The following is an 11,929-nucleotide window of genomic DNA, read 5'->3' on the forward strand; positions in this document are numbered from 1 at the left end:
AACGGAATTATATACAAGGCAGGGGAGTGAACTCATGAAGGTCATGACGATCTTGGGCACACGGCCCGAAATTATCCGTCTCAGCGTAATCATTCCGCTGCTCGATGAGCACGCGGAGCGGCATGTACTGGTGCATACCGGCCAGAACTTTACCTCTAGCCTCAGCGGCATCTTCTTTGCAGAACTGGGCCTGCGGGCACCGGATTATGTGCTGCAGGATAAACAGGCAGGGCTTGGTGGACAAATGGCCGCTATGTTTGGCGGATTGGAGCCGATTCTGCGGAAGGAACGGCCGGACCGTATTCTGCTGCTGGGTGATACCAACAGCGCGTTGTGTGCGATTCTGGCTGAGCGCATGGGAATTCCGGTAGTGCATATGGAGGCGGGTAACCGCTGTTACGATTTGAATGTGCCCGAAGAGAAAAACCGCCGTGTCATCGATGCGGTTTCCACCATTAATATGCCATATACACAACAGAGTAAAAGACATCTTGTCAGTGAAGGTTTCCCCACGAACCGGATCGTGCTGACTGGAAATCCGATCCATGAAGTGATGACACATTATGAAGCCCAGATTGGCGGGAGTGATATTCTAGACCGTTTAAGCCTTACGCCTGGTCAGTATTTCCTGGTCACGGCTCACCGGGCTGAGAATGTTGACGATCCCCACTCGCTTGAACAAATTATGTCTGGTCTGAATGAAGTTGCCGAGCATTTTGGAATTCGCCTGATCTGCAGCATTCATCCCCGCACACGCTCTAGGCTTACAGAGCAACTCTCGTTATCCATGCACCCACTGGTTGAATTTCATGAGCCTTTCGGATTTTTTGACTTTGTTCATTTGGAGCGGCATGCGCTGTGTGCAATCAGCGATAGCGGCACGGTTCAGGAGGAATGCTGCCTGATGGGAGTACCGACCGTTACCATTCGCAAAACCACTGAACGCCCGGAGACGGTGGATTGCGGAAGCAATGTGGTGTCCGGTGTGAATCGGGACAGCATTCTGCGCTGCGTCAAGCTGATGACCTCGCTTCACCGGGAATGGGAGGCACCGGAAGGCTATAAAGCCCCGGATGTCTCGGCTAAAGTAGTCAAATTTTTGCTTGGAGGGAACCTGCATGTTCAATAATAAACGGATTCTGGTCACCGGCGGCACCGGTTCCTGGGGGCATGAACTGATCCGGCAGCTGTTGCCGCAAAATCCGCGCGAAATCATAGTATTCTCCCGCAGCGAGTCAGCCCAGGTAGCGATGAGCCGCGAGTTTGAGGATGATCGTCTCAGCTTCACTATTGGCGATATCCGCGATAAGGATGCCCTTACCGCGGCATGCCGAGGGATCGACTATGTGTTTCACCTGGCAGCACTGAAGCATGTTCCGGTCTGTGAGGATCAGCCCTATGAAGCTTTGAAGACCAATGTAGTCGGCACACAGAATGTGATTGAGGCGGCGATTACGAACCGTGTGGAGAAAGTCATCTATATTTCTACTGACAAAGCGGCCAACCCGTCCAACTTCTACGGAATGACGAAAGCGATTGGGGAGAAGCTGATCGTGTATGCCAACCTGCTTGGTTCAAACACCCGGTTTGTAACGGTACGTGGTGGCAACGTGCTTGGCACGAACGGCAGTGTTGTGCATCTGTTCATGAAGCAGATTAAGGATAAAGGACAGGTGCGTATTACAGATATGGGCATGACGCGTTTCTTCCTGACTCTGCGCGATGCTATTACACTGCTGTTCAAAGCTTCGGAAGTCAGTGTCGGCGGTGAAATCTTTGTTATGACTATGCCGACCTGCCGGATCGTCGATCTTGCTGAGGTACTGATTGAGGCCTCCGGGAAAGAGGATGTCAGCATTGTTGAAACAGGCATCCGGCCTGGTGAGAAGATCCATGAAATCCTCATGAGTGACTTTGAAAGTATGACAACAGTAGTCTATGACGAACAGTATCTGGTGATTCTGCCAACGCTGGATATGCCGGAACTGAAAGAGCATTACAGCCGTTACCCGCATGTCTCCTTCAACAGCTTCAGCTCCGAGACCAATCTGATGGACCAGGATGAGATCAAGGACATATTGATCCGGGGAGGTTTTCTCCAATGAAGCTGCTTATCCTCGGTGGAAACGGTATGGCGGGGCATATGCTCGTGAATTATTTTCGCCGTCAGGGCAAGCACAGCGTGTTCTATACAACCCGGGATAAACAAGATCTCAGCGGGCTGTATGTGGATGCCGACGATATCGCCGGGGTAGAAAATCTGATCGATATCGTCTCTCCTCATTGTATTATCAATGCCATGGGGGTGCTTAACCAGTTTGCAGAGCGTGATAGAATCGGAGCTTACCATGTGAACGGATTTCTTCCACACCGCCTGCGGCGTGTGGCGGATGAGGTTCATGCGCGGCTGATTCATATCAGCACCGACTGCGTGTTCGAAGGAACACGCGGCGGTTATGCCGAGGACGACACTCCGGACGGGACTTCGGTATATGCGATTACCAAAAGTCTTGGTGAGGTGCGTGAACCGGGGCATTTGACCATTCGCACGTCTATTATCGGGCCAGAAATCCGCTCCGGCGGGATCGGATTACTGGAGTGGTTCCTGGCTCAGACGGGCCAGGTCTCGGGTTATAGCCGGGTGATGTGGAACGGGGTGACTACCCTAGAGCTGGCCAAAGCTATAGATTCTTTGCTGGATTCCACCGTTTCTGGTCTTATCCATCTTGCCCACCCCCAGCCGGTAAGCAAATATCAGCTGCTGCAGCAGATTCGTAAAGCTTTTGACAAGCGGGATGTAGAGATTGTTCTTGAAGATATGTACGTGCAGGACCGTACACTGCAAAGCACAAGACCTGACTTCAGCTGGGATTTCCCCACGTATTCAGTGATGCTGGCGGAGCTTGCGGAGTGGATGAATCCACCGGAAGCGAACCTATGAACAGGCGCAGATTGCTTATCACCGGAGCAGGAGGATTTACTGGACGCCATGCGGTTCGCAGCTTTGCGGCAGAGGGAGCGCAGGTCACGGCAGTGTTGCGACACCCGGGGAATGATGGGGGCTCCAGGGGAGCTGCCCCCATATTCCCGGAAGGCGTTCAGGTACATTACTGCGATTTGAGCGACAGGAAAGCTGTTAATGAAATGATCCAGATGGTCGTACCGGATGAGGTTTTACATCTCGCGGGCAAAAATTCGGTGCCGGAATCCTGGCGTGATCCACTGTTATATATAGAAAGTAATGTAATGGCCACTCTCTACCTTTTGGAAGCCTTGCGGAGCCTGCCTCAAAGTCGGGTTCTGGTGGCAGGCTCGCGCCTCAAGTTTAAGGCAGGCGGGCTGGCCGGACCGCCGCATCCTTACAGTCTCAGCAAAACATTGGAGGAACTGGCGTCACTGGCCTGGGGGACCTTGTTCCGGCAACCGGTGCTAATGGCTGAGCCCTGTAATCTGATTGGCCCCGGTCCCTCCACCGGGTTTTGCTCATTATTGACCCGGTATATTGTCACTCTGGAAGCAGGGGGGAAGCCGCCCCTGTTCAAGCTTTCGTCCCGGTATGACCTTCGTGACTTTCTGGATGTACGTGATGCGGTCAAGGCCTACAGTGTGATTTTGAATAAAGGGGAGACAGGAACGGTATATAAGATTGATTCCGGAAGGCAGCGTTCCCTGGGCGAAGTCGCGGAGCATCTGGTCAGCCGCTCGGCAGTAGCAGTGCCGTTGGACTGGGGCCCAGAAGCCAGTGAAGCACAGGATCAGAACGCGCTGAATCAGACGCAACGAGAGGATTCCGGGGCAGTTGTCCCTGATGTCCAGGCCACACCAGAAGTGAATGTAGCCACGTTAGGTTGGAAACCGGAGATCGGTCTGGAGACCTCGCTCACCGATATCCTGGTCCATTATCGAACCAACGGGGAAGGAGGGTTAGTATGAACAATCCGAAAGTGTCAGTCATTATCCCTTTTTACAATTGTCCATATATTGAACAGGCGCTGCAAAGCGCATTGTCACAATCCTGGCAGCCCTATGAAATCATTCTCGTAGACGATGGTTCGACGATCCATCAGGAGCGGATTACTCCGTATCTCCCCTACATTCACTATCTGGGGAAGAGTAACGGGGGAACTGCCACCGCTCTGAATCACGGTATTCGGCAAGCTACGGGTGATTATGTCGTCTGGTTGAGTTCAGATGACCTGTTCTATCATGACAAAATCAGAAATCAGGTTCTGTACATGGAACAAAATAACTTGCTGATCTCCTATACCAATTTCAATTATATTAACGGGCAATCTCAATTGATTAAGCAGGATGCGGCAGCGGTATTTCCAGACCACCTTGCCTATCTCCGCTGCTTCCTTCAGGGCAATCCCGTGAATGGCTGTACGATCATGATCAAGAGAGAGCTGTTTGGAGCCATTGGTTACTTTGATGAATCGTTGCCCTTCACTCATGATTATGATCTGTGGTTCCGGGCAATACTCAATGGCTATCCTCCGGTGCTGCTGAATCAATCCCTGACCGCTTACCGCAAGCATGAAGGCATGGGTACGATGAAGCATTATGATGCCATTATGGCCGAAGTGGCTGTAACCACCAATCGCTATCAAGCTCCACTTCGTGAACTGATCTCTTCTATGGGAGGCTAATTATAAGAGAAGGACAGGGCTGATTATCGGGAGATTCCTGGAGGACTAAGTGACCCGTGCAGCGTCCTCCGCCTGCGCGGGTCGCCTTTAAGGGACGGCACAGATTCTACGGAGGCCGTACTTTTAAGGTGGGGGAGGTGAGCACATGAATAATAAATCCAGGGTTTCGGTAGTCATTCCCTTTTACAATTGTCCTTATGTGGATCAAGCGCTGGAGAGCGTTCTGGTTCAGAGTTATACCGATATTGAGATTATCGTCGTTGACGACGGTTCTACGGTCCATGTAGAGAAGCTTGCGCCTTATATGGATAGTATTTTATATATCCGTAAGGAGAACGGTGGCACAGCTTCGGCCCTGAATCAGGGTATTAAGGCGGCAACCGGAGGCTATTTTGCCTGGCTCAGCGCTGATGATATATTTCACCCTGACAAAATCAAAAGACAGTTGGAAATGCTGCGAAGCTCCGGTTTGTCCTTTAACCATACGGCATATTATTGCATCAATGAACGAGGGGAAAGGCTGACCGAAGCAGTAAATTTCCCATTTGCGAGCAGAAAGCATTTGCTGGAGACGATGATGACCGGATGCACTGTGAACGGCAGTACCGTACTGCTGGACATGGATATTTTTCGTAAACTGGGACTGTTTAATGAGGCATATTTGTATACCCACGACTATGAGTTGTGGCTCCGGTTGCTGCCCTATTATGAATGGTCTTTCATTAAAGAACCGCTACTTGATTACAGGGTTCATGAGGCCATGGGCTCTGTGATTCATAGTGAGGCGCAACGTCGGGAAATCAAACGGCTACAGGCCAAGTATCGTATGCAGATTCTGCGTTTGCTGCGGAAGGAGGACAGTAAATGAAGCTGACGTTTCCAATTCTGACTTTGTCCAAGGGCGGGGCACAACGGATGTTGGCTGAACTCGCTAACCGTCTGGCCGGATTGGGTCATGATGTGACCGTCCTTATGCCCCGAAACGGGATTGTGGAATACCCTATGATATGCAAAATCATTCATTCCTCGGGTCCGGTGGGCATCAGCGCTGCTGATTTCCCCTTCAGTGACGTCATTGTCTCTAACTATTACAGCACCGTAGCAGTGTCGCAGCAGGCCAGCGAAGCGGGCAAAGGGATCCACACCCGGCTGACGCTCTGCTATGAACCAACTTTTTTGCCGGATAATAACGTGTCCTTCGCCTCCTACAACGTGACGCGCAACCTTTTCGTCCTGTCCCATTGGCAGCAAAGCTTGGTACAACTGGTTCATGGCATCAAGGGCAGGATTGTGCCCATTGGTGTGAATCCCGACTTCTATAATATGAAACTCCGCAGTCAGGGAGGCAGACGGCTCATTGTTTCGACGATCTTGCGCAAGCCTGAAGGGGGGTTCTCCGACCACCGTGAGCAGGCTTATCTGATCCGGCAGTTGAACAGGGTGAAGGAGTGCCACCCCGAGGTGGATATTTACCTGATTATCCCGCCGCGTGAATTTGCCGAGTCAGCGATGCTGCAAGAATTCCTGCATGATCCGGGCTACCATATTCGGACACCCGCCAATGATGCGGAGCTCTGCTACCATTATAATGAGAGCGACATTTTCGTCAGTGCGAGCACGCATGATGCCGGCTCTCTGCCCGGACTAGAAGCAATGCGGTGCGGTGCGGCGCTTGTAACCACCTATGCGGGCGGGAATATGGAATATTGCAGCCCTGGCGAGAACTGCCTGATGTCCTACCGTTATGAAAACAAGCTGGCTGAGGATGTGCTGAGACTGATTGAGGAACCGGAATTGCGTAATAGGCTCGCCCTTAAAGGGGAACAGGATTCGCAGCGTTTTACCTGGCAGCATAGTGCTGAAATATTACAGCGTGAGCTGCTTGAGATTGTGTCACAATAACGAAAAGTCAATTCTTGGCCATAGGCATACAAAAAAGAACCTTCAATCCCACGTCTGTGGAGTGAGGGTTCTTTAAGTTGGATATAGAGTATTGGACGCGATTTTGAGGATTTAAAAAATGGAGAAGAAGTTCAGCATCTCGCGAAAGGACTGGCTGTATTGTCCCGAACCGAAGCTGGCGACCATATGGTCTCTGCCCTGTTTGCGGATGCGGCTTCGCAGCTTGTTGTTATCCATCAGCTCTAGCGCTTCGGTGACCGCGGTGTCGACATCACCCAGCGGATAGAACTTTCCGGTCCGGTTATGCACGATAAAGGAACGGACACCGTCAGAATCTGTACTGAGCACAGGGCAGGTACAGCAGACGGCTTCCGCAACGGCATACCCGAAACCTTCGGTAACGGAAGTGGACAAGAGGAAGCCTCCGGAATTAACAATGGAGGAATAGTATACCGGCATGATCCCGTTGGGGATGTTGGTAAATACACTAAGCCGGTCTTGCAATCCCAGTAGCTGAAGCATCACGTCAAATTTTTCTTGCTCTCCCACTCCGGCCAAGGCGGGATCATGGAACATCCAGAGATGCAAATTCGGCTTATGGCTCCGGAGCTGATAGGCGATCTCCAGATACTCGCGCCAATTTTTGTTGCTCTCCAGCCGGCCGACCCAGGCAATGACCGGGTCGGCTGGCGGATCATTCGGAATATGCTTAAAGGTGTTTACATCGACAAGGTTAGGAATGACAAAGCGCTGCATCCATGGGCAGATTTGCATGAACAGCTCCATTAAATGATCTGTGGGTGGAATCAGGATCGCATTACAGAAGGACTGTAGAAAGGGGACAGCGACTTTAATCAATTCCTCTGCTTCATGTCTTTTTCCTAATCCCTGGGCCTCATAGATGAGGATTCCTCTATAACCGAGCATGCGGAGTCGTTCCAAGAGGGCAAAGTCTGATGTTACGATAATAGCATCATAATAATTGGACCTGATAACTTTGGTGATTTCTTCATCCGTGGAACCGATAAACGTCGGAAAGGCTGCTCCGTTATCCTCGCCTGATCCCGGCATGAGATACAGCAGATGGCATTCAATTCCGCTCCGCTGCAAGCTCTCGCATCTCAGCTTGTTCAGTGTTTCGACCCCTCCGCTGGGTACATAAAACGTAAATAAAACCTTCAACGCTCACCCCTCCTGACTATTTTGTAACGGTATCATCGGACCCTTCTCGAAAAGATAAGCTACTGTTTATAAGATACGCGGCTGTTCCCCAGCGGGTGACGGTGAAAGCCTGTAGTACCAAATCCTTTCAGCATAGCCTGACCGAATTCAAGCCATCCTAACGATTGTTACATTGGACACCCATTACATTTAGAGATGGAGGATGAATTCATGTTGCGATCCAAAATCAGCATGTCTGTTTCCGCCGCATTGCTGCTCGGTATGGTCAGCCTTACCGGGTGTGGTGCCAACAACACAGCAGGAAACGCGGTTCATACGAAAAGTGTCCGGGGAACACATGATGGCAGGCTGTCCGTAAATTCGGTGCGCGGAGGGAACCAAATCCGCAACTACGACAAATTAGAAATGAGTCAGAAGCTGGCTGACCGTGTAGCTTCCTTGCCGGAAGTTCGCTCTGCCAATGTTTTGCTTGCTGGCAGGTCTGCGTATGTTGCTGTAACCCTTGACCGTTCGACTACCCAGCCGAATGCCTTGGGAACAGGGCGTTACGGGACACGCTCTACAACTCATGGACTAGGGAATGGCAGAACGAATGGCTCTACTGATGGTGGCATGTATGGTTCCAGCAGAACAGGTCATTACGGGACGCGATCTTCATCCACACCACATGGACTGGGGAATGGCAGAACGAATGGCTCTACTGACGGTGGCATGTACGGTTCCAGCGGAACTGGTCTAGGTGGGAGTGCCTACAGTCCAGGGCTTGGTGCAAAAGGAACCTACAACCCGGGTCATGGAACAACGGGTACCGGTAATGGTGCGCTTGGCACAGGACGCAATATGGCCGGCGTTGGTGGAACTGGTGCGGGTGTAGGTGTAGGAGTAAACACTAATCGTGGTTATGGAATGCAAAGCACAGGTACAGGGTCTTATAATGATCGTGGAATAACTGGCCTTGGCACTACGAACACAACAACACCAGCCCGAAACACCAAGCTTGAAGAAGATAATGTGACTCAGGCGATCAAGGATAAGATTGCTGCCGAAATCAAAAAGACCTCACCGAATATTGATGCCGTATATGTATCCGCCAATCCGGATTTCGTAGAACGCTTTAACGTATACGCTGAAGAAGCACGCGCAGGACATCCCCTGAAGGGCTTTGCGGATGAATTCCGTAAGATGGTAGAGCGCATTTTCCCGACTCGTAGTTACTAACTCATGGTTAGTATGTCTGGAGAACTCCCGGATTAATCGTCATTTTTTACCTGATCGGCATTAAAAAGCAGCAGTCCTGTTCGCCGATGCGTTCCGGACTGCTGCTTTTTGTCATTTAACTTTGCCGCTGCTGTTTGCGGCCGCGAATCCATACTTCTTGTAGTTGAAGCTTGTCGTCAAGCAACAGAATATCCGCTTGCTTGCCGGCTTCGAGCGAGCCGATTCTTTGTTCGAGACCCAGCGATACGGCCGGCGTCAAGCTGGCTGCACGGGAGGCTTCCTCCAGACTCATTCCAGCTTGCTGAATCAGAAATTGGAAACCGCGAATCATTGTGAGCGTGCTTCCAGCTAGAGCGGCTGGATTATCACGGAGAGTGGCGATGCCATCTTTAACAATGACGGGCAAATCACCAATTTTATATTCCCCGTCACTAAGTCCGGTCGCCGACATGGCATCTGTGATCAGCAAGAGATTACCGTCATTCTTTAACCGGGATAGTAGTGTCACCATGGCAGGATGGACGTGAATCCCGTCGGCAATAATCTCTCCGCGTATGCGTGCATCGGATAATACGGCTCCCACCGTTCCCGGCTTGCGGTGATGAAGCGGGGTCATCGCATTGAACGTATGCACAGCATGATTTAATCCGGCGTCCGCAGCAGCAATAACTTCTTCATAGGTTGCATCGGTATGACCGAGAGCGGCCGTGATCTCATGTTTGCGGAGCCAACGAATCGCTTCCAGCGCACCTTCACGCTCGGGTGCCAGTGTGACCTGGCGAATCATCCCGGGATAGGCGTGTTCCCAGTCTTCCAACCAGTCAATGTTAGCCGGGGCAATATGCTCCGGATTTTGGGCCCCCATCCATTTGTGGCTGATGAACGGACCTTCCAGATGCACTCCGGCCAACTGCGCATAAGGCATTTCTTTGGAACGGTAAGCATGTACTTCTTCCAGAACACGGTCAATATCAGCTTTGGCAGCCGTCATCGTGGTAGCCAGCATGGTTGTTGTTCCCTGTGTACTGTGGAACTTCGTAATGGCGTCGATGGAAGCTTCATCGCTATACATAAAATCATATCCTGCTCCGCCATGAACGTGAACGTCCACAAAGCCTGGGAGCAACAATTCATTGTCATGGTGACTTGCTTCCCAGTTGGCATAGGCTGTTGGCAGGTCATGGGCTTCACCGGCATAGAGAATTCGCTCTCCAGAGATCGCAAGCACGCCTTGTGGAATCAGACCGTTCGGAGTCAGCACTTTACCATACAATAATTCGCCGTTTGTTGCCGTTATTTCAGCCATTTTCCTGCACCTTCATCCAGCAGCACGACTACGTTCGGGTGACTTTGCAGCAAGGAGGCCGGACACTGGGTCGTGATAGGGCCTTCAATCGCATCGCGGATCGCCTCGGCTTTCTCCTCGCCGCGGACTAAGAGGACAATTTGCTTGGCTTTCAGAATACCGCCAATTCCCATTGTGACCGCCTGACGAGGCACATCCTCCAGGTTATCGAAGAAGCGGGCATTGGCTTCCCGTGTACCTTCCAGCAGATCCACCACATGGGTGCCGCTGCTCAGGCTGGCATCCGGTTCGTTGAAGCCGATGTGACCGTTGCTTCCAATGCCGAGAATCTGCAGATCCACCGGACCATTCTCTTCCAGCATCCGGTCATAGGCAGCGCATTCTGCGCTAAGATCGGAAGCATTGCCATCCGGTACATGTGTCCGGGACAGATCAATATCAATATGATTGAACAGGTGTTCATTCATGAAGCTGCGGTAGCTCTGCGGATGACCTGCAGGCAAGCCTACGTATTCGTCAAGATTGTAAGACGACGCCTTGGTGAAGCTCACCAGGCCTTTTTTGTGCATGTCTACGAGCCGGGCATAAACGCCTACTGGCGAACTTCCGGTAGCCAGGCCGAGTACGGCTTTAGGGTTGCTTTGCAGCAGACTTGCAATCAGATTGGCACCGGTTTGTGCGAAATCCTCTTCACTTTGAAATTTTAAAATATTCATCAGGATTGACCTCCTCGTTTATGACGGTAATGTTGGACATTCACATAAGATTGCTCCAGCTTGGGAATATAATCTGTAAATCGCGTACTGACCATTCCGGTGAATAAAATATCGATGATATGCAGCTGTGCAATGCGAGAAGCCATATCGCCCCGTCGCATCCCCTTCTCCAGTGAGGAAGAGAAAAGCGGGATATCGGCCAATGAGGCTAGTGTGCTGCTGCCGTAAGAAGTTAGGGCGATAGTACTAGCTCCACCTGCACCGGCACAGTTCAAGGCGTCAATCGTTTCGGGGGTTTCCCCGGAGTACGAGACCGCAAAAGCCACATCTCCCTCGCCCAGCGAGGAGGCAGAAGTAATCTGCATATGGGAGTCTGCGAAGGCTGTGCAGTTCACACCGATGCGAATGAGCTTCTGATAGAAGTCTTGTGCCACGATGGAGGAAGTAGCCATCCCATACAGATCAACACGGCGGGCGCGGCACAGCAGATCTACAGCAGCCTCCAGCCGCTCTATATTAAGCAGCGAAGTGGTATCCCGGATCGAAGCGAGATGATTGTTCTGCATCGCTTCAACAATGGTGGAGAGCGGATTGCCAGCGACAATATCCTGATAGGAAGAGCCGCCTTCCTGTTGCCCCTGATCGCTGCCAGCAATTTCTGCAGCCAGATTTACTTTAAAGTCCGGAAAGCCCTTGAAATGAAATACCTTGCAGAAACGGGTAACTGTTGCCGGGCTGACGCCACATTGTTCAGCCAGTTCTGTAATGCCCATATGGACAATCTCGGCGGGAGAAGCAAGAATCCGTTCTGCGAGCTTGCGTTCCATTTGCGACAGCTTGGTCATCTCATGCTCCAGAGCATGAAGAATTGGGGACATGACCCACCTCCATTCGTAAAATCTGTTTTAAAATTATTTTTACAATTAGTTAATATATATAGAAAATTATTTTCATAA

Annotated in this window: 12 protein-coding genes; 8 read left to right on the top strand and 4 right to left on the bottom strand. The window is 51.2% G+C overall.

All coding sequences use genetic code 11. The annotated features are described in order from the left end of the window. Positions 1–34 precede the first annotated feature (34 nt). The 7 genes from wecB (at position 35) to HPT30_RS08240 (ending at position 6,551) form a co-directional block, all read left to right on the top strand. Positions 35–1,129 carry a non-hydrolyzing UDP-N-acetylglucosamine 2-epimerase gene (gene wecB / locus HPT30_RS08210; protein WP_175370920.1) on the top strand — a complete coding sequence of 365 codons (1,095 nt, stop codon included), beginning with the start codon at positions 35–37 and terminating at the stop codon, positions 1,127–1,129. Next, complete coding sequence (locus tag HPT30_RS08215) at positions 1,119–2,105, top strand: polysaccharide biosynthesis protein (protein ID WP_175370921.1); 987 nt, start codon at positions 1,119–1,121, stop codon at positions 2,103–2,105. The genes wecB and HPT30_RS08215 overlap by 11 nt, the downstream gene beginning before the upstream one ends. Next, positions 2,102–2,941: a dTDP-4-dehydrorhamnose reductase family protein gene (locus HPT30_RS08220; protein ID WP_175370922.1), complete on the top strand. Its 840-nt coding sequence runs from the start codon at positions 2,102–2,104 to the stop codon at positions 2,939–2,941. The genes HPT30_RS08215 and HPT30_RS08220 overlap by 4 nt, the downstream gene beginning before the upstream one ends. Then, a complete protein-coding gene (locus HPT30_RS08225; protein ID WP_312876318.1) occupies positions 2,911–3,933 on the top strand; it encodes an NAD-dependent epimerase/dehydratase family protein in 1,023 nt (340 codons plus the stop codon). Before HPT30_RS08220 ends, HPT30_RS08225 begins: the two co-directional genes overlap by 31 nt. Continuing rightward, positions 3,930–4,649, top strand: coding sequence for a glycosyltransferase (locus HPT30_RS08230; RefSeq protein WP_175370923.1), 720 nt, complete (start codon positions 3,930–3,932; stop codon positions 4,647–4,649). Before HPT30_RS08225 ends, HPT30_RS08230 begins: the two co-directional genes overlap by 4 nt. A 145-nt stretch (positions 4,650–4,794) precedes the next feature. Further along, positions 4,795–5,517, top strand: coding sequence for a glycosyltransferase family 2 protein (locus HPT30_RS08235; RefSeq protein ID WP_175370924.1), 723 nt, complete (start codon positions 4,795–4,797; stop codon positions 5,515–5,517). Beyond that, positions 5,514–6,551, top strand: a complete 1,038-nt coding sequence (locus HPT30_RS08240; protein WP_175370925.1) for a glycosyltransferase family 4 protein — start codon at positions 5,514–5,516, stop codon at positions 6,549–6,551. The genes HPT30_RS08235 and HPT30_RS08240 overlap by 4 nt, the downstream gene beginning before the upstream one ends. Positions 6,552–6,662: 111 nt before the next feature. Here the strand turns inward: HPT30_RS08240 and HPT30_RS08245 are convergent, their stop codons facing one another. After that, positions 6,663–7,733 (bottom strand): glycosyltransferase, encoded by a 1,071-nt coding sequence (locus tag HPT30_RS08245; protein ID WP_175370926.1) that lies wholly within the window; start codon positions 7,731–7,733, stop codon positions 6,663–6,665. A gap of 210 nt (positions 7,734–7,943) precedes the next feature. Between HPT30_RS08245 and HPT30_RS08250 the strand changes: the two genes are divergently transcribed. After that, a complete protein-coding gene (locus HPT30_RS08250; RefSeq protein ID WP_175370927.1) occupies positions 7,944–8,951 on the top strand; it encodes a YhcN/YlaJ family sporulation lipoprotein in 1,008 nt (335 codons plus the stop codon). 115 nt (positions 8,952–9,066) lie between these two features. On the opposite strand, the gene nagA is transcribed toward HPT30_RS08250, so the two are convergent. The 3 genes from nagA to HPT30_RS08265 are packed head-to-tail and all read right to left on the bottom strand — an operon-like array spanning position 9,067 to position 11,851. After that, a complete protein-coding gene (gene nagA, locus HPT30_RS08255; RefSeq protein ID WP_175370928.1) occupies positions 9,067–10,257 on the bottom strand; it encodes an N-acetylglucosamine-6-phosphate deacetylase in 1,191 nt (396 codons plus the stop codon). After that, positions 10,245–10,973: a glucosamine-6-phosphate deaminase gene (nagB, locus tag HPT30_RS08260; RefSeq protein WP_175370929.1), complete on the bottom strand. Its 729-nt coding sequence runs from the start codon at positions 10,971–10,973 to the stop codon at positions 10,245–10,247. The genes nagA and nagB overlap by 13 nt, the downstream gene beginning before the upstream one ends. Continuing rightward, entirely contained in the window at positions 10,973–11,851 is an 879-nt protein-coding gene (locus tag HPT30_RS08265) for a MurR/RpiR family transcriptional regulator (RefSeq protein WP_175370930.1), read from the bottom strand. Before HPT30_RS08265 ends, nagB begins: the two co-directional genes overlap by 1 nt. Positions 11,852–11,929 lie beyond the last annotated feature (78 nt).

The organism is Paenibacillus agri (assembly GCF_013359945.1).
Classification (GTDB): Bacteria; Bacillota; Bacilli; order Paenibacillales; family Paenibacillaceae; genus Paenibacillus_AQ; species Paenibacillus_AQ agri.